Origin of the sequence: Sphingobacterium populi (assembly GCF_001586775.1) — a bacterium.
Lineage (GTDB): Bacteria > Bacteroidota > Bacteroidia > Sphingobacteriales > Sphingobacteriaceae > Sphingobacterium > Sphingobacterium populi.
Window position 1 is genome coordinate 238,406 of sequence record NZ_LQXS01000005.1, and the last position, 19,802, is coordinate 258,207.

Consider the following 19,802-nt stretch of genomic DNA (forward strand, 5'->3'; position numbering starts at 1 on the left):
GAAATGTTTCGTACCAGAAAAATTAGCCACACAAATTACACATTCCTTCTTTGGTCACGAGATTTACAAAAGCTCAAGAATAATAGATATCATGAGCGGGCAGATGATCTGTACCAAATTCGAAAGAAAACCCTTTTACGAATGGATTTTGAACATATGAAATTTTTTTTATCCTAATTTGCAACATTGTGCTAATGACGGCGACTATAGAATAGAAACAAGATGAAAAACACCACTGTAAAACAATAAAGTGAAAGCTAGTTGGACTGATAAGGAATTAATAGACTTATGTCTTGCTGGTAAAGACAGCGGATATACACGCCTATACGAACGATATGCGACATCGATCTACAATTCGATTTATCGGTTAGTCAACAATATAGCGGAAGCCGAAGATTTACTGCAGGAGGTATTTGTCAATGTATTTTCGAACGTAAATCGGTTGGTAGAACTAGACAGTTTCGAGGCGTGGACAAAGCGTATTGCTATCAACAAAAGTATTTCGCACCTGCGCAAACGTCGCATTTATTTTTCGGACATCGATGAAATAAAGGGCACCGAAATTCTGCACGATGAAGAAGAGAGCGAATGGCAACAAAGTCGCGTAGAAGATATAGAACAGGCCATAGAACGGCTACCAGACACGGCCAAGACGATCGTGAATTTGTTTCTCTTTGAAGATATGTCACAAGAAGAAATCGGAGAAACGCTCGGGCTGTCGCACACCGCTGTACGTAGTCAGTACCATAGAGCCAAGCAGAAAATAGCACAAATGATAAAGGAGAAAGGGTGTTATGGAAGATAGATTAAAGAAATTTGTAAACGAGAATAGGCAAGCCTTCGAACGGCATCAGCCTTCGCCACTCGTTTGGGATCGGATCAAGAAAAACTTACCGCCACAAACGGCAAACACCACGCCGGAAGAGGAAAAAGTGACACCGATACGGTGGATGCGTTCGGCCCGCACGTGGTATGCAGCAGCATCAATTGTGGCGATATTGACAGTGACAGGGATTTTTTGGAGACAGCTCACGCAGAATGGCATCGCTACAGACGAAAACATCCAAACTCGCCTGGCGCAACAAGAACAACTGTCGGATAGTAGCAATGACGTCGTGAATACAACCACAGAGCAACCAACATCGTCGCCTCTGCAGAGCACTATCAGCAAAGATGGATCAACGCATAACATGGATGCCCGCACAGCAACGATCAAGCCTGCAAAAACACAGAAACACGTAAACAATAATCGTCCGTTAGAAATGGAAATGGAAGATCCCCTAGTAAAATCTTATGCTTTGCTAGCAGATGAGCATTCGGCGATCAATCGGATGGAAGGTGTGTTGCAATTGGCGAGTCTGGATTATATCCCTGATGCTGCTATGGCAAAAATTCAACAACTTATGGGAAGCGACCCAAATGAAAACATCCGCTTAGCGGCTTATGACATATTCATGGAGCACGCTTCAGCAGAGCAAAAAGAAAAGCAAATTCAGGATGTATTCCTGCAACAAAAAGATCCTGCGATGCAGATGGAGCTGATGCATGCTATGGTTGATGCAGATGCATTACAAATCAACGATGCTACGACCAAGCGACTGGAAGCGATTGTAGAAGATCCGTTGACGATTGACTTAGTCAAAGATCAGGCGTATGCCGTATTAATGAAAAATTGGTAAAACACAACATTATGAAAACACAGATAATTAGCAGCGTTATAGCCTTGGCAGCTATGTGTACCTGGGCAACTGCGCAAGTACAACACAATAACACGAAGCGAGAAAAAAAGAATTCCGTTTTAAGAAAAATAGCGGCAAACTAATGGTAAATGCCAATGCAGTATCGGTAGAAGGATATGACGGCAATGAGGTCGTCATTGCAACTTGGGCCGAACATACAGAATATGATGAGCGCGCTGCGGGTTTGCAAGGCATTAATAGTTCAGGATTAAAGGACAATACCGGCGTTGGCTTACAGCTCACAGAATCGGATGGTATAACCATATTAAGTGTCGTAAACCGGCAGAAATTGGACTCGATACATCTTCAGTTGCCGCATAAAATTGCCTTGGCCATCAAAGCACCTTCCAGCTGGACCGAAGGTAAAATCGTTTTGCAAGATTTGCTCGCAGATATTGAAGTGAGTAACACGTTTGGAGATGTGAAACTCCACCAAGTGACAGGACCTATGACCGTCAAAACCGTTCATGGCAATATTGAAGCAGTACTCGACAAACCAGTAAAAGGCCCAGTTTCATTGGTTTCTACATTAGGCTTCATCGATGTTGCTGTTCCGATTTCTACACCGGCAAATTTGGAATTACGCACTACTTTGGGAGAGATCTTCGCAGCCGAAGAACTTAATATTGATCTCAAACCTGTAGCTAACCGAAAAGAACCCACTATTGTATTGGCAAATACAAAAGCATACGTGAACACAGATAGCTTAAGCAACGAAATCGCAGCCAATATGCAGTCACAAGGTTGGCTTGACTCTATCGGAACTGTCGTAGAAGAAGCTATGGAATCAGCCAATGTAGCGTTAGAATCTGCTTTTTCTGAATTACCGCAGTCATTTACGATTTCTGGTTCATCGAATCGAATTCAAGGCACCATCAATGGCGGCGGTGAAAACATCAACCTGCGTACTACGAATGGTAAAATTTACTTGCGTACGACTAAGAAGTAAGCCAAAGCAAAACGCGAAAGTCGACTTTAAAATGCGTAACTTTGCCACCTGCATAAATCAGGATTCTAATGGCAAAAAATAAGACGGTAGATCTGGGTGAACAACGTGAGGTAGAGGTTTTTGGAGCAAGGGTACACAATCTTAAAAACATTGACGTATCCTTTCCTCGTAATGAGCTGGTCGTTATCACTGGCTTGAGCGGCAGTGGAAAGTCATCCTTGGCTTTCGACACCATTTATGCCGAAGGGCAGCGACGTTACATGGAAACTTTTTCGGCATATAGTCGTCAGTTTCTTGGTGGAATGGAGCGCCCCGATGTGGATAAAATCTCTGGATTGAGTCCGGTGATTTCTATCGAACAGAAAACCACTTCAAAAAATCCACGATCAACCGTAGGAACCATTACCGAAATCTACGATTTCCTACGTTTGCTATACGCGCGTGCTGGCGAAGCTATTCGTATGCCAGTGGTCGCAAGATGGAGCGCATGTCCGACGATCAGATCATCGACCGCATTACGACAGAGTACGCGGGTGATCCTATCTATATTTTGGCACCCGTCATCAAGGGTCGTAAAGGACATTATCGCGAATTATTCGAACAGATCCGCAAACAAGGCTATACTAAAGTCCGAGTGGATGGCGACATTTTAGATGTGGTTGCCAAAATGCAGGTTGATCGATACAAAATCCACGACATCGAGATCGTGATCGATCGGCTATATGTCAATGAAGATGATCGCAAGCGATTGTATACATCGGTATTGCAAGCATTAAAGACAGCAAAAGGCATTATCAAAATTGTCAATAAAGAAGATAAAGAAAATTTCTACAGCCGCTACTTAATGGATGCCGAATCTGGCATCTCTTATGACGAACCGCAGCCTAATACGTTTTCGTTCAACTCACCATATGGCGCTTGCCCCAAATGCGATGGTTTGGGTTACGTATTTGAGATCGACAAGCAAATGGTCATTCCAGATCGTTCTTTAAGTATCCAGAAAGGTGCTATCGTACCGATCGGCGCGCTGCGCGAATCTTGGACATCAGCCATTATCAAAGCGATAGCCGCTAAATTTGACTTTTCGCTTTCTGCACCGATCAGCAAACTCACCGAAGAGCAGATCGACCTGCTTTTATATGGTGCCGAAGAGCCAATTCCATTAACCGTCTCTTACGGCAGCTATGGCGCCAGAGAATACAAAGTCAATTTTCAAGGTATCTTTACGATGCTAGAAGAGCACGCTCCCAAACAGCAAGAAGATAGCCGTTCGGTAGAAGATTTCCGCACGAAAGTTACCTGCCCTACTTGCAAAGGAGCGCGGTTAAAACAGGAATCGCTCCATTTTAAGATCGATGGCAAAAATATCTATGAACTAGCATCGACGGATATCTCCAATTTATATGCTTGGTTTGAAGGCTTAGAAGATCGGCTTAATGATCGTCAGCGCACCATCGCGACCGAAATTCTAAAAGAGATACGTACCCGTTTAGGCTTTTTACTGGATGTCGGCCTTACCTATCTCACGCTCAACCGTAGTTCTAAAACCCTTTCTGGTGGAGAAGCGCAACGCATCCGATTGGCCACCCAGATTGGTTCACAGTTGGTAAATGTGTTATACATACTCGATGAGCCAAGTATTGGTCTGCATCAGCGCGACAACGAGCGCTTAATCCACGCCTTGAAAAACCTTCGCGACATCGGCAATTCGGTATTAGTAGTGGAGCACGATAAAGATATGATCTTGCATGCCGATTATGTGATCGATATGGGGCCGGAAGCTGGTTTGCATGGCGGAAAAGTCGTAGCAGAAGGCACACCAAAAGATATACTAAAAGCAGATACGCTGACAGCAGCTTATCTGAACGGTAGAAAAGAAGTAGCGATTCCTGCCTCTCGTCGTGAAGGTAATGGCAAAGAATTGATACTAAAAGGAGCTACTGGGCACAATCTGAAGAAAGTGGATGCCGTATTCCCATTAGGGAAACTAATCGCTGTAACAGGCGTATCGGGCTCCGGAAAATCCAGTTTGATTACTGGAACGCTTTATCCCATCTTGAATCATCATTTCTTTCGTGCTAAAGCAACACCACTACCTTACAAATCCATTGAAGGATTGGAACATATTGATAAAGTCATCGAGATTGACCAAAGCCCAATCGGACGTACACCACGATCCAATCCTTCTACATATACTGGCGTATTCTCCGATATACGGACACTGTTTGTGCAACTGCCGGAAGCCAAAATCCGCGGTTATAAACCAGGACGCTTTTCATTTAACGTCAAAGGCGGACGTTGCGAAACTTGCCAAGGTGCCGGTCTGAAAATCATCGAAATGAACTTTCTGCCAGATGTCCAAGTACCTTGCGAAACCTGCCATGGCAAACGTTATAACCGTGAAACATTGGAAGTACGCTACCGTGGCAAATCGATCGCCGATGTATTGAACATGAGTATTGACGAGGCCGTGGATTTTTTTGAGAATATCCCATCTATCTTCCGCAAGATCAAAACTTTGCAAGATGTCGGTTTAGGCTACATCACGTTAGGACAATCTTCGACAACACTGTCGGGCGGTGAAGCGCAGCGCGTAAAGCTAGCGACCGAATTGTCCAAAAAAGATACCGGAAGTACGTTTTACATCTTGGACGAGCCGACGACCGGACTGCATTTTGAAGACGTGAATGTACTAATGGGTGTCATCAATCGTTTGGTCGATCGTGGGAACAGTGTTCTTATCATCGAACACAATCTGGATGTGATCAAAACGGCAGATTGGGTGATCGACATGGGGCCAGAAGGAGGTGCTGCAGGCGGCAAAATGATGTTTGCCGGCGTACCAGAAGATCTGATTAAAGTGAAGCAAAGCGAAACCGGAAGATTCTTAAAGGAAGAAATGAAAACGCAGTCCGCCGCTACTATCTAGCGTTCTTTGAGGTTGACTATTACGGGTTGTCGGAAACGTGTTTTCACGGGTTGCCCATCGCGCAGCGCTGGTTTCCAGCGTGGTGAACGTTTCATCACGCGCATTACCTCTTCCTCAAATTCTGGACTGATCTTATCTGCATTGAGCACTTCTATGTCGCAAACTTTACCGTCTTCACACACGGTAAATTCTAGATTAGCCTGCTGCACCAGACCAAAGCTGATATAAGTATCCTCATCAATGCTTTGCTGGATGTTGCGTATGTTCAGATTTCTATTTAGAAAGTTGCTCCAAGCCTTTGCGCCGCCCGCAAAACGCGGAATTACATCTACCTCAGTATAGATAGTATCCACTTCAATCTGATTTACCGCACTAACGCGAGCAAAGCTCGATATCGCACTGAGTACCAACCACAGTATAAATGTGGTGGAGAAGATAAATTTAATTAATTGCATCCTTACGTTCCTAATTTTCTAACAGGTTAGAAACAAAAATCACTCCACGAAAAGAAAATAGTGCGTAACGCAGCATTGCTGTATTAAGCGAGTGGCAAATCGACCTTTTCTATAAAATTACCCTCTCCATCTTGAATAAAACTCATTGGTTCTTCTGGATTTTTAATAATCTCAAATAGCGTATATCCCCATGGTTTCCAAAAGTTCTCTAGCACCTGTCCAAAGGTTTTCACTTGCCAATGATCGAAAATAGGCTTCATGGTCCAATCTTGCATCGGCATCGGCTCTACATAAATCATCTTGGGTGTATCCATAAACGTGTATTCTGGCAACTTATTAAACAAATAGGCCGAATAAAAATAACGCGCACAGATTTCTTCGAATTGAATCGGATGCAATACCTTGTCTTTAACCGTAGTCAGCACATCTTCATGATAGATCGCATGCGTTCCATTATCTTGCAGCGTCGCGATAATCGCAAAATCATTCATCCGCAAGGAAAATATCAAAGTATTGATCTCATCACGGTAGATAAATGTTTCAGGAGCATTGTCCACAGGAAGAACCAGCACTGAGAAAGGATTTCTATTTTCAAATTCCATCGGATGTACAACCGATTGCAACATCGCATGTAGATTGCGAAATTTGTGCACCAAAGCTTGCGAAAAATTCATCTCCTCCCCACTCATGGTCGCTTGGCGGATACCCGCTTGTATTTCATTAAAGACCACGCCGTACAAGATCTTGGCAACCCATTGAAAGAGAACTGCCGCCGGAAGCTCTTTCACCGCCTCATAGCCCACAGCCATGGCATGCTCTACCGCAGATTCTATTGATTCAAGCTGTATGGCCGCATCTGCAGAACAGGGCAATTTCAATTTTTTATACGTCGAAAAACTCTCATCCAACATCTTGAAAGGTTTTTCCTCCAAATCAAAAGCACGCATCATCCACACAGGAAATACTTGAATTTGCTCATCAGCGGAGCTCAAAGTTCTTCCTGTCAGGAAACAGGTGTGATTATCGAAGGTAAAGTCCAGAAAAGGATTGTAAAGTCTTGTCGTCATATCGTAGGCAAAGGTAGTGCTTTGCGCAAATTAACGAACACCACGCCAAGCTAATGACGTAAATATGGCGCTGAATGACTATAACGAAACAAAAAAATCTAAAAATGTATGTAATTTTGCGCCTTATTAAATAAATTCTATTCGTGCTATATCGTTCGTTTACGCTATTTTTCATTTTATTTATTGTCATCGCCGATGGCGTCTACGGACAAAATGACTCAATCATAAGGCAAAAATCTCCTATTATTTTCGAAATAGAAGTAGAAAACGGCGGTATATTGCAACAGAAAAATGCACGTGTCTCCTATCAAGACGCCTATTATGAAGGCATCAATTTCAAAGTAGGCTGGCAGCAGCGCAACAAAAAAGACCCGTACTTTGAATTGTACAACAATCCCATTTACGGTATCGGATTCTATTCTAGCACCTTCCATAATGATATCATAGGCAATCCATACGCAGTTTACGGATTTGTGCAAACACCTATTGCGCCAAGAGCGCATAGCCGGTGGTCTTATGATTATCGTATTGGATTAGGTTTGTCAGGAAATTTTTACCCATTTGATGAGGAGGACAATCCTTTGAATCTTGTTATTGGTTCGAAGAACAATGTATTTATCGATTTCGGTATTCGCGCACAATACGCTTTTCATCCGAAATGGCGTGCTGGCCTTGGCTTCGCCTTTCACCATTTTTCCAATGGTGCATTGGCATTACCCAACTCTGGTGTAAATCTTGTACCAGTAACGATTTCGGTGAATTATCAACCCAATCCGATGCCTATATCGGCTCGCAAAACAGATCTGCCGCCATACAGCAGAAAGACATTATTCCACATTAATTACGGCGCAGGTGTCAAACAGCTAAGTCAGGATAACGATCACCTGTATTTTAAATCTACGGTAAGTGCGTATGCCAGCCGACATGTCAGCCATAAGTGGCGTATCGGTGGCGGCTTGGATCTTTTCTATTCTTCATCTGGAAATGATGATGAGATCGCAGGTGATAAATCAGGTGATTTAGGCTCCAAACTTTCGGGCGGACCCTCGTTTTATCTGGCGCATGTGCTCAATCAACGATTAGTACTGAATGGCAATGTGGGTTACTATATCCACAATCAAGTTTTCAACGGCGAGATCAATAAGTTCTTTCTGCGTGCAGGAGCACGTTATTATGTCTACCAAAATATCAATGCCGGTGTATCGATCAAAGCACATATGGGCAAGGCCGATTTCATCGAATGGACCGTCGGTTATACCTTTAATCGCTAGCTCGGTTATTCTACCGGGCTAACGCGCAGATTTTCGAATGTCAAGGCCGCCTCTACCATTTGGCCTTGCTTATTCTTCACACCTTTCAGCACCGAAGTTTTCCCTTTCTCCAAGAGGTTTTTCATTTCCTTTTCTTCCAAGAATACGCCATTCAACGTACGCCAAATCTTAAAATCGCAACCTTGCGCATAGCGATCACATTGTGCGATTTTCTCAAAGAGATGGATGTTGCCCGGTGCACATTTCGGACATTTGATTTTGCCTTTTTGCTGCGGTTTGGCTTCCTCTTGTGCAATCGCAATTTTCAATTGCAGCAGCTCACCCGTAATCTTCGCGGTGTAATCTTTGATGTGCTTCATAAAGACGTCGTAAGACACTTTATTGGCGCGCATTTCTTCGAGCTTCTGTTCCCATTTACCCGTCAACGTAACTTTTGCAATAGAGCGATCTTTTACCAAGTTGTAGATCGTCAATCCTTTATCAGTAGGCACCAATTTTTTCTTTTCTCGACGGATGTACTCACGTTGAAATAAGGTTTCGATCGTGGCAGCACGTGTAGCAGGCGTTCCTAATCCACAATCTTTCATTGCCTGCCGCATTTCCTCATCTTCGATCTCCTTGCCCGAAGTTTCCATCGCCTTTAACAGCGAAGCTTCGGTATGCACAGGCTTCGCTTTGGTAAAACGCTCCGATAAAGCTAGCGAACGCATGGTGTGCCATTCCCCCGTCGTCAACTTCGGCAATTGCGCATTTTCATTATCCTGATCTTCGTTGCCTTTTTCTTCTTCCGCGGCGGGCTCCACTTGTTCGGCAGACAGGCGCCATCCGTACTGACGGATCACCGTTCCTTTGGCAATAAGTTCTGTATCCGCGGCTTTGAGCACTACGGTCGTAATGTCTTTAATACATATTTCGGAAAAGCTTTCGACCATTCGCTTCGCGATCATCTCATACACGTGCTGCTGGTCTTTGGGCATCGGTCCCGGTTTTTCATCGGTCACGAGCAAAGCGTGGTGATCGGTGACTTTTTTATCGTCCACCGAACGCCTATTTAGCTTCGCTCCGATCAGGTTTCGGCTTATCGCAGCAATATTTTCTGGCGCAGTAGCCGCCAAATGTTGGAATAAAGGATCGATCGTCTCGAACACATCTTCTCCGATATACCGCGAACCCGTACGTGGATAAGTAATCACCTTTTTCTCGTACAGCGTTTGCGCAATGCTCAACGTTTGATCGGCAGAATAGCCGTACTTCTTGTTCGCATCCTGCTGTAGTGTAGTTAGATCGTACAATAGCGGTGGTTGCTCTTTCGTTTCTTTGGCTTCTACTTGCGTTACTTCAGCGTTATCGCCTACTTTGAGCTGTTCGAATCTTGCGTCAGCATCTTCCTTTTTATCGAACTTATTGGATGTCGCCGTGAAAGATATACCGTCTTTCTCAAATCCTGCTTGAATCTTAAAAAATGCTTGCGGCTTGAAATCGAGGTTTTCGAGGTAACGTGCACAAATCATGGCCAAAGTCGGCGTTTGCACACGACCTAAAGACAGCAAACCTTTGTTTCCGGCTGCCAGCGTAATCGCTTGCGTGGCATTGATACCGATGAGCCAGTCGGATTCCGAACGAGATCGTGCCGACATATACAAGCTATCGTACTCCGTACCTTCTTTCAACGCTGCAAAACCTGCTTTAATCGCCTTATCCGTTTGTGAGGAAATCCACAACCGTTTGAACGGCACCTCCGATTTGAGGTAATAATAGATATTGCGAAAGATCAATTCTCCCTCGCGCCCTGCATCCGTTGCCACAATGATTTCTTCGGCTTTGTCCAACAAGCCTTTTATGGTATTTAGCTGTTTGGCGGCACCACTATCATCGATCTGACGACCATCTTTACGTACTTTTTTTACTTCTAGTGCAAATGCTGGTGGAATGATCGGCAAGTTGCTGGCCGCCCAGCTATGATAACCATACGCTTGCGGCGTACACAATTGCACTAAATGCCCAAACGCATAGGTAAAAGCATAACCATTTCCTTCGATATAGCCATCTTTAATATCTTTTGCCCCCATCACTCGCGCCAAATCCCGAGCAACAGATGGCTTCTCCGCAATTACTACTTTCATGCTTTCTCGTATCGAAACCTAAGAATTGTGTTTAGTCTAAGGAAGGAATTGTGATTCCCTGTATCTTGCGGTACAGATCTACTGCATACACATCAGTCATACCCGACACGAAGTCTAGCACAGAGCGAATCTTGTGATACACATCATCGGACGACGTATGAAACTGCTCTGGGATCATCGCCACTACTTTCTTATCGAATTTTGTCTTTTTGGTTTTGAGGTAAGCAGGCAAAAACTCACCCAACAAAGCATTCATGACTTTAAAACCAGCTATCTCAATCTGTACTACATTGGGTGCGTTATAGATACGTTTTATTGAAAGCTCTTCAATCCGCTTCATCTGGTCGACCAACGGCTGATCTAGTGCATCCATCAATGAAGATTGAAAGGTGCCAGATAACAATTCATCTTGTTTTTCGGTAAACACCTTCGCGCAGCCATGAATCAATGTATTGATGGCTTTAGCGCGTAATAAAGAGACGCGGCTGCCCTCGTCAGCCAGTCCATCCAGTCGATCGCGCAGATTCGCATCGCCGCAAAGCGGCAATAATAATTCTTCCACTTCTTGATACGACAGAATCCGCAAATGATGTGCATCTTCAAGATCGATGATATTATAACAAATATCATCGGCTGCTTCTACCAGATATACCAACGGGTGACGCAGATAGCCGTCTGGATTCTCTGGATCTACTTGTAAACCCAGTTCGATCGCGATTTTGTCGAAAATAAGTTTTTCACCTTCAAAGAAACCATACTTTTTGCGGTGATGATTGCCATTTACGTGCCCATCTATCGCCCGGCAAGGGTATTTTACGATAGCTGCAAGACTGGTATAGGTGAGCGCAAAACCTTTATCGTCTTTACCATTAAAAGCGTGTGTCAAGATGCGCAAAGCATTGGCATTGCCTTCGAAATGGGTTAGATCTTCCCACTGAGCCGCCGTAACTTGACTTTCATATTCGCGACCAGCTCCATCTGTAAAATAAGATGATATGGCGGCTTCGCCGGAATGTCCGAAAGCGGGATTTCCCAAATCGTGCGACAGGCAGGCTGCCGAAACAATATTGCCTACCTCTTGTAGGAAAGGAACCTCGATATCAATATTTGGATTGCTTTTTTTAGTCATCGTGTAAAACAACCGACCTAAAGATCTGCCAACGCTGGCTACTTCTAAGCTATGTGTAAGACGGTTATGTACAAACACTGATCCGGGCAATGGAAATACTTGCGTTTTATTTTGCAATCGGCGAAAAGGTGATGAAAAGATCAGTCGATCATAATCCCGTTGAAACTCAGATCGCGCATCTATTTGATCGTTGAGCTCGCGCGTTTCGTAGCCCCATCTCTTGGCCGATAAAAGTTGTTTCCACTGCATGTATTATATCGTTTTTGAGGTTCAAATATACGGTTTAATCGTGATAAGGGGAATGAGTAGGTAAGCACTTTTGAGACACCAATAGCCATTTGTCAAGATTGAAAATATTCGCTATCTTTAGTCTCCGAATATACAGAAAAATCCTATATGACCACATACCGCCTGCCCGATTCCGCACGCTTCAAAACAAAACACCGCGAAAAAAATACGCATCTTATCGTACTTCAAAATCAGGCTGGTATGCAGGTTGCGCTGACCGATTATGGCGCACGGATTGTAAGTATAATCGTGCCCAACCAACAGGGCGAACCGACGGACGTGGTTTTGGGCTTTGATAACATCGAAGATTACTTAAATGCAGAAGCTAAATTTCTAGGCACTACGGTTGGCCGCTATGCAAATCGTATCGCAAATGCGCGTTTTGAGCTTGATGGGCAAGAATATTTGCTAGAGAAAAACAACGGCAGCAACTGCCTACACGGTGGTAGCGATGCGTTTCATGATCGTGTGTGGGATCGTCAAGTGAGCTTGCAGCATAAAGTCGACTTTTATTATACGGCCAACGATGGAGAAGGCGGCTTTCCGGGCAATCTCAATGTGCATGTATCGTATGAGTTGACCGACGAAAACGAATTAAAAATTGCTTATAGAGCTGTGACAGATCAGAAAACAGTGCTCAATCTCACCAATCATGCGTACTTCAATTTGCATGGTGAAGGCCAAGGTGAAATACTGGATCATTATGTACGCATTCCTTCCGATCAATACATTCCAACCAACGAAGATCAAATACCTCTGAATACGGGCGAACAGGTAGCGGATACACCGTTTGATTTTCGAAGCGAAACACTCATTTCAGACAAATTGGATTTGAGCCATCCGCAGCAGGCAGTAGCCAAAGGATTTGACCACAGCTATGTAGTGACTAGCATTGATAAAGAACCTGTGGCCACAGCACGCTCCGGATCTTCAGGCATTCAGTTGGAGGTTTTCAGTTCCGAACCTTCCGTGCATTTTTACACTGGAAATCATTTATTCGGAAAGGATACAGGCAAAGCCGGAAAAGCATATACGCCCTATACGGGGCTGTGTTTTGAAACTCAACATTTCCCCAACTCTCCTAACATGCCCGAATTTCCGTCTGTAATACTTGACAAAGGACAAGAATTCCAGTCTAAGACGATATATAAATTTTCGCTTCATAATAAATCATGAATTGAGGTGAATTTGGAAAACATGAACCTATAAAAGATAAAATTTAATATGAAAAACATAAGATGGATAGCGCTGGCTTGTAGCGCCGTATTGTATTTCCAGCAAGCTGCAGCGCAAGAAATAGTGGCCGAAAAAGAAGGAGCTACGTATGAAGAAATTGTTGCACAAATCAATAAATTGGCCACTAGTGGTGCAGAGGAGGATATCGTGCTACTACGCCAAGAGGCGCAAGTATTAGCGCTAAAGAAAGATGAAGATCAACGCAATTTGGCCGCTATGGTCTACGAGCGTGCATTGGACGATTCCACTCGTGCCAAAGAGATTCGTGCAGCTATTGAATCAGATTTTCCTCAAGGAAAGTTTGTGCGCGATAGAGAATATGGAACGATATTTAATCAAAACGAAGAAGCGACTGCTGATGAATTAGAACAACGCTATTTAGCCTGGGCGTCGAAGTACCCTTCAGATAATTATGCAGAAAAAGATCGCGGTATCTATCAAGCAGGCATATACCACTTGTCATCTCGCTACCTCAAAGAGTCCAACACGACGAAGACACACGAGCTGTTAAACCAATTAAAAGGTTCTGACTTTTACGTGCCTGCGGTCTCGAATGCCTTTGCTAAGGCTGAAGAAGATAAGCAGGATTTGAGTACATTCTCTACTCTACTAAAAGATGCCTATACAGTCAGCAAAGCGGCTGCTCAATCGGAAGACCCAAAAATTAATAGAAGTAATAATGCTTATTATTACAATGCAGTAACTCCGCAGTACGCGACGTTATTGACCGAAGAGAAAAACTATGACGATGCCATAGCAATCACACAATCCTCGCTTGAAGAATCGCACTATGGCGGATATTACGCCTTGCAAAACGCGAAGGCTTTGGGCAACGCCTATGCGCAAAAAGGTGATAAAGCACAAGCGCTAGATACGTACGAAAAGTTTATCTCAGCCAATGGTAAAGATTCAAGCATCGTAGCACAAGCCCAAGTACTTTACAAAGCAATACACGGTGAAAATGCGGATTTTGAAGCACATCTCGCTGACTTAGATAAGCAAATGACGGAAGCGTATTTTGCGAAGTACGAAAAGGAAATGAACAAAGAAGCCGCGCCGGCATTTACCTTGGTCAATCGCGAAGGAAAAGAAGTATCACTTTCAGATTATAAAGGTAAGGTGGTCGTTTTGGATTTCTGGGCTACCTGGTGTGGGCCATGTATTGTTTCATTCCCAGGCATGCAAGCAGCCGTTAATAAATATGCTAATGATGATGAAGTTGAGTTTTTATTTATTGACACCTGGCAACGCGAAGAAAACTACAAAGAACTAGTAGATGAGTTTATCGCGAAAAACAACTATAACTTTCACGTACTATTTGATGAAATGAAAGACCGTTCAAAAGCGACGGTTACGGCTTATGGCATCCAAGGTATTCCAGCCAAGGTGATCATCGACAAAGAAGGCTTTATCCGGTTCCAAAACTCTGGATCAGAAAGCAATGTAGAGAAATTAGTAAAAGAATTAGACACTAAGATCGCATTAGCAAAACGCGGTTAAGCAAGCTGACATAACGTATTGAACGTATCAAAAAATCCTCTGGAAGAATTCTTCCGGAGGATTTTTTTGCTGTGATCAAAACGAATATATTAGACAACAAACTTATAACAGTATCCTTACGCACTTTTAATTTTCCCTTAATCTATGCTTACGATCTTTGTGATATATGCTCGTATCACCTACCCATGAAGATCATATCAGCGACTTAGATAATTCGCTGGATTTGACGACGTCCCATGTGCTGACTCATGCACAACTATCCATCATTTTTCAGCGTAACTGGGAACGATTGTACCGACTTGCTTACCATTTACTAAAGGATAATGATGATGCCCAAGATGTGGTGCAGGAAGTCTTTATCAACATTTGGGATCGGCGCCACGAACTGCAAATCCACGCCAACATCGACCATTACCTCTTTGGAGCTGTTCGTTACAAAACCCTCACCCGACTGCAGACCAAATTAAGTTATAACAAGCGAAACATTCCATTAGAAAACGCTTTAGTAGATAGCTTTGCAGAAGCCGTAGATCCAATTCTTGTGCAAGAATTGCAAGAGGAAATCGACAGACAGGTCAAACTATTACCCGAAAAAATGCGACAGGTTTTTTATCTACGTACCGTAGAATGCCTTTCTATTCCGCAAATCGCGGAAAAATTGCTCATTTCAGAGGCTACCGTAAAAAATCATTTGGCTGCCGCTCGACGCAAATTGCGCACCCAATTAGGTGATGCGGCCTATTTGGCGGCAGCAGTTTTCCTTAACCAATTGTAAGCCAAACATTCGCGCAGCAATCTTTAATAGATAGGTAACGATTTCATAACACAGCGTACTAGTCCTCCCCCTACCTTTTCTAGACTTATAAGTAACGAACAGTACTTATATGCAGCGGAAAGAAATTCAGCAAATCGTAGAAAACTACCTTAAAAAGAGAAACACCTTAAGGCAAACGGAGGCGTTGCGACAATGGCTTTCGCATTTAGCAAAAAAACCGCTACCACATAACCAAGATGAACAGAAAGCCATCCGCGAAAAGATGTGGCTACACATCGAGGAAGCAACCCGTAAGGTGTATTATGACGAGCCAAAAACAGGGAATAACCGCATCTCCATCTGGAGTGCAGCGGCCACCGCTGCTGCTTCGCTACTTCTGACCTTTGGTCTCTATCATTTCTTTCAACCGGAGCGCCTCATCTATCAAACAAGTGCTGACGAAACGAAGCACATCACACTAGCCGATGGTTCGACCATCTTCTTAGAGGAAAATTCGCAGGTAGAAGTTGGGCCAGAGTTTCAGTCGGATACCGCACGTACTATTCATTTCGTCACCGGAGAGGTTTTCTTTCAAGTGCAGAAAGATGCTTCCCGACCTTTTAGGATTAAAGGATCGGCGATGCAAACCGAAGTATTGGGTACTTCATTTCGCATTCGTTCTTACGAAAACGAATCGCTGTGGCACATCGCTGTAAAAACTGGAAAAGTGGCCGTATCCTCGCTGCATGATCCAAGTAAAAGATACACCTTAATCGCGGCCGACAGTTTGGTGTACAGCAAGACGGACGATCAAGTAAGGCATTATATACATCAGGCAGCTAAATCGGGTTCTCTGCTATTCCATGATGACAACTTCCAAAATATTGCCCAAAAGCTACAGCAACGCTACGGCATCGATATTATTCTCGAACCATCCTTAGCCGACGATCACAAATTTTCTGGCGAATTCACCGCAGAAGATGATATGGAAGACATTTTGGAGATGATCTGCTTAGCTACCGGAACCACCTACCGACAGGAAAATGGAAAAATAATTATTCAATCCAAATAACAAACTGGACAGAGTGCTTGTACCCCGGCTGGATCGCGCGCAAACTATATAATCTTGCCAAATACACCACTTCAATCCTTATTAATCAAACAACAAACATCAACCACAAAAAATGAAAAGTTACCTATTGCTGCTTACCGGAGCCTGCCTTTTAGGGGCTGCTCCCACACAAGGTAAGATGCTGAGAACCTTCTCCACGTACACTACGCAGGCAGACGGGAGTGCTTTGCTTGTCACTTTGGAGAATATCGCCAAGAATGCTAACAAACGATTGGTCTACGACAAAGAGATCCTGATCGGAAAAAAAGCGGCTAGCTACGATAAAAATCATTCGCTACCGCGGATGCTGGAAGAGTTGCTACGCGGCACGGATATCGCCTACCAAATCAAAGGCGATATTATTCTGTTGCACGCATCGAGTGAAATCCCAGCGCCAAAAGTGGAAACACGAAGCCAATCCCAACAACAAGCAGTACTTCGCGGTATCGTACGCGACGAGCTGACGCGCCAACCTGTATCGGAAGCCACGATTGCGGTGGTGGCTAAAAATAGATCCATCAAAGCGGGAGTAGATGGAAATTTTAAGCTGGATCTTCCAGCGGCAGAAAGCTGGATCATTCGCGTAAGCTTTATGGGATATAAAACCAAAGATATTACCGTTTCGCGCAGTAGCTTATCACAAAAACTGGAAATTGACCTTGCACAAGATCTTTTCGGATTGGATGAAGTAGTGATCACTGGTCAAGGTCTTGACATCAATAAAAGAAGGCTTTCTACGAACATTGCCAGCATTGGCGGCGACGAGTTGGCGAAAGTTCCAGCCACACGTTTCGACCAACTCCTACAATCAAAACTCCCGAATGCGCAGATCCGCCTAACGGGTGGACAATCTGGCGCGACTTCCATCATTCGCGCGCGCGGTGTCGTTTCTGCTTTTATGAATTCTACGCCCGTGATATATGTTGATGGTGTGCGTATGGATAATCTAAATACCGCTTCGGCGATTGGTGGCGGTAGCGCACAAGGTGCTGGCGTGAGTGCGTTGGCTGATATTCCGATCGATAATATCGAACGCGTTGAATATGTAAACGGAGGTGCGGCTACGACTTTATATGGCTCGGATGCCGCCAACGGTGTGATTCAGATTTTTACCAAAAAAGGTGGCGCAGATCGCACCAGCGTATCGGCCGAGGCGACGCTAGGTGCGGAACGTGCAACAACGGATTTCCTACATTTCCAACGGACGAAGGAACTCTTGTTTGAGCCAGGACTTTTCCAACGCTATAATGTGGCCGTGAATGGCAACAGCGGAAAAGTAGGATACAGCGTAACCGGTGCGTACCTCAACAGTTCGGGTGTACAGTTATTCAAGCAAAACCAAAACAAGCGTTTTGACCTGCGCACAGGATTCAAAGCCGAACTGCACGAAAAAGTATCGTATGAAAGTAGTTTCTCTTTCGTCAACAACAGCTTCAAGCGTACACGGAATGGTAACCAAGGTGGATACACCGGATTGTGGTTTGCCGAAAGTGGTGCTTCGGCGGTAACTGGCCCAACGCCAAGATTCAATCCGCGAATTGATGATCTATCTGAGGAGGAATTTGAAAAGATGAAAACTTTTGTACACAACGCAGAACGACTGCAAGATAATGAGATTGTGGTGAATCGCTTTCAAACCGGGCAAACCTTCCAATATAAACCCGTTCACAACATCAACATTAAAGCGGTCGGTGGTATCGATTATCGTGTGGTGCGCAACCAAACGATTCAAACCAACGAATACCTAACGCACACTACGGGTAACTTGACTACGGATCGTGGAAGCATCAATAATGGCGAACGGAAATTCTGGGGATTGACCTTGGAATTAAACGGACAACATCGCGCGGAGATCGGCGACTTTTCTGCAGTAACGACCGTCGGTGGTCAGCTATTTCGTAACGAAGATAAGCAAGTGGCTTACAATGGTACGAATGTGCGCGATGGCGCAAGAACCATTCGCGAAGCGATCGCTACGAGCAGTGATAACTTCGTAGACGAAGTGGTAAACTATGGTGTGTACGCACAGACGAACCTGGGTTGGAAAAACAAACTCTTCTTGGATTTGGGTCTTCGTGGCGATGGTAATAGTGCCTTCGGCAAAGATATCGGTGTGCAGTACTATCCGAAAGTCGGATTCTCCTACATTCCTTCGTCAGAAAGTTGGTGGAGCGAAAACCTTCCCTTTTTACCTTCTGCCAAATTGCGTGGTAACTATGGTGTAGCAGGGAACTTTCCACCGGCTTTCCTGAATTTGAGAACGGTGAGTTTCGCGGGATATTTGGGTAGTCAAGCGGCGATGTTTGGTATGCCGGGTGTAGACTTACGCCCAGAGAAAACGACTACATTTGAAGCAGGTTTGGATTTAGGTTTCTGGAAAGACCGCATTACTTTGTCGGCTGGCTTGTATCATGCGGTAACGAATGATGCTTTGTTTTCTGTACCAGCAGCACCTTCTACAGGCGAAGCATTAGCGCTTAGAAATGTCGGCACGATCCTGAATCGTGGCTTGGAATTCTCGACGCAAATTGTCGCGATTCAGAAAGAAAACACTTCCCTTCGTTTCAATCTAGCGGTAAATACCTTGTACAACAAAGTATTGTCTTCTAACGGAGCTGCGCCATTCAACTTGGCTGGATTTAGTGAGCGTACGATACAGACCGTGGTACAGGAAGGTTATCCCATCGGATTTATTCGCGGTGCCTATGGCGTATTTGGTGAAGATGGTGTGTTGGAAAGCACCACCCCATTGCAAAATCTGGGCACCACAATTCCAGATCTTTTCGGTAGCATGGGCGTCAACTTCCAATGGAAATCACTTAACCTATTTGCTAATGCAGATTACCAACAAGGCGCTTATGCCAACAATTGGGACAGTCAATTTAGATACAATTACGGCGCTGGCGATGAAGGTATTCCCCAAGGGGAAATCAACTCGGAATTCAAGCGGACCCGTTGGTTGCAATTCACGAATATGTTCGTAGAGAAAACCGATTATATCAAGATCAGAACGATTGGAGCAAGTTATACATTGCCACAGCAAATGATCCGTTCTTTTGCGAAAAGCATGGTCGTGAGCGGTACGGTGATGAATCCATTCAACTTTGCGACATCCAGCTTTGATCCAGAAGCGACCATTAGTGGATCGGCACAAGGTCAAGGTCGCGCAACGACGGGCGGTATTTCTTACGCGACTTACTCCGCACCTAGACAATATTTGATCTCTGTTAAAATGTCCTTTTAAGAAATAA

The 19,802-nt window shown here is 44.3% G+C and carries 14 protein-coding genes and 1 pseudogene; 11 read left to right on the top strand and 4 right to left on the bottom strand.

Features of this window, described 5'->3' with window-relative positions; translation table 11 throughout:
- The first annotated feature begins 250 nt into the window (after nucleotides 1-250).
- From A0125_RS13270 to uvrA, 5 genes and pseudogenes are all read left to right on the top strand, one after another.
- Nucleotides 251-805, top strand: a complete 555-nt coding sequence (locus A0125_RS13270; protein WP_066757125.1) for an RNA polymerase sigma factor — start codon at nucleotides 251-253, stop codon at nucleotides 803-805.
- On the top strand, nucleotides 795-1,679 hold the full coding sequence (locus A0125_RS13275; RefSeq protein ID WP_066757129.1) for a hypothetical protein: 885 nt from the start codon (nucleotides 795-797) through the stop codon (nucleotides 1,677-1,679). The genes A0125_RS13270 and A0125_RS13275 overlap by 11 nt, the downstream gene beginning before the upstream one ends.
- 11 nt (nucleotides 1,680-1,690) lie before the next feature.
- Nucleotides 1,691-1,822, top strand: coding sequence for a hypothetical protein (locus A0125_RS16440; RefSeq protein ID WP_262507308.1), 132 nt, complete (start codon nucleotides 1,691-1,693; stop codon nucleotides 1,820-1,822).
- Nucleotides 1,822-2,688, top strand: a complete 867-nt coding sequence (locus tag A0125_RS13280; RefSeq protein WP_066757132.1) for a DUF4097 family beta strand repeat-containing protein — start codon at nucleotides 1,822-1,824, stop codon at nucleotides 2,686-2,688. The genes A0125_RS16440 and A0125_RS13280 overlap by 1 nt, the downstream gene beginning before the upstream one ends.
- 68 nt (nucleotides 2,689-2,756) lie before the next feature.
- Nucleotides 2,757-5,617 (top strand): annotated as a pseudogene (gene uvrA, locus A0125_RS13285) (excinuclease ABC subunit UvrA).
- Here uvrA and A0125_RS13290 read toward each other — a convergent pair.
- Together A0125_RS13290 and A0125_RS13295 are read right to left on the bottom strand one after the other, a co-directional pair.
- Nucleotides 5,614-6,072, bottom strand: coding sequence for an energy transducer TonB (locus tag A0125_RS13290; protein ID WP_066757135.1), 459 nt, complete (start codon nucleotides 6,070-6,072; stop codon nucleotides 5,614-5,616). The pseudogene uvrA and the gene A0125_RS13290 sit on opposite strands and share 4 nt — an antisense overlap.
- Nucleotides 6,073-6,155: 83 nt before the next feature.
- On the bottom strand, nucleotides 6,156-7,139 hold the full coding sequence (locus tag A0125_RS13295; protein WP_066757139.1) for a hypothetical protein: 984 nt from the start codon (nucleotides 7,137-7,139) through the stop codon (nucleotides 6,156-6,158).
- A gap of 143 nt (nucleotides 7,140-7,282) precedes the next feature.
- Between A0125_RS13295 and A0125_RS13300 the strand changes: the two genes are divergently transcribed.
- Complete coding sequence (locus A0125_RS13300) at nucleotides 7,283-8,410, top strand: acyloxyacyl hydrolase (RefSeq protein ID WP_231863232.1); 1,128 nt, start codon at nucleotides 7,283-7,285, stop codon at nucleotides 8,408-8,410.
- Between the two features lie 5 nt (nucleotides 8,411-8,415).
- On the opposite strand, the gene topB is transcribed toward A0125_RS13300, so the two are convergent.
- Complete coding sequence (gene topB, locus A0125_RS13305; protein WP_066757143.1) at nucleotides 8,416-10,533, bottom strand: type IA DNA topoisomerase; 2,118 nt, start codon at nucleotides 10,531-10,533, stop codon at nucleotides 8,416-8,418.
- A 31-nt stretch (nucleotides 10,534-10,564) separates the two neighbouring features.
- Nucleotides 10,565-11,911: a deoxyguanosinetriphosphate triphosphohydrolase gene (locus A0125_RS13310; RefSeq protein ID WP_066757153.1), complete on the bottom strand. Its 1,347-nt coding sequence runs from the start codon at nucleotides 11,909-11,911 to the stop codon at nucleotides 10,565-10,567.
- A 147-nt stretch (nucleotides 11,912-12,058) separates the two neighbouring features.
- Here A0125_RS13310 and A0125_RS13315 point away from each other — a divergent pair, with 147 nt between their 5' ends.
- From A0125_RS13315 to A0125_RS13335, 5 genes are all read left to right on the top strand, one after another.
- A complete protein-coding gene (locus A0125_RS13315) occupies nucleotides 12,059-13,126 on the top strand; it encodes an aldose epimerase family protein (RefSeq protein WP_066757155.1) in 1,068 nt (355 codons plus the stop codon).
- A 48-nt stretch (nucleotides 13,127-13,174) separates the two neighbouring features.
- The gene (locus A0125_RS13320; RefSeq protein WP_066757157.1) at nucleotides 13,175-14,686 is read left to right on the top strand and encodes a TlpA disulfide reductase family protein; all 1,512 of its coding nucleotides are present in this window, start codon (nucleotides 13,175-13,177) and stop codon (nucleotides 14,684-14,686) included.
- 166 nt (nucleotides 14,687-14,852) lie between these two features.
- Nucleotides 14,853-15,461, top strand: coding sequence for an RNA polymerase sigma factor (locus A0125_RS13325; protein ID WP_066757162.1), 609 nt, complete (start codon nucleotides 14,853-14,855; stop codon nucleotides 15,459-15,461).
- 109 nt (nucleotides 15,462-15,570) lie between these two features.
- A complete protein-coding gene (locus A0125_RS13330; RefSeq protein WP_066757164.1) occupies nucleotides 15,571-16,512 on the top strand; it encodes a FecR family protein in 942 nt (313 codons plus the stop codon).
- A 112-nt stretch (nucleotides 16,513-16,624) separates the two neighbouring features.
- Nucleotides 16,625-19,795, top strand: a complete 3,171-nt coding sequence (locus tag A0125_RS13335; protein ID WP_066757172.1) for a SusC/RagA family TonB-linked outer membrane protein — start codon at nucleotides 16,625-16,627, stop codon at nucleotides 19,793-19,795.
- Nucleotides 19,796-19,802: the final 7 nt, after the last annotated feature.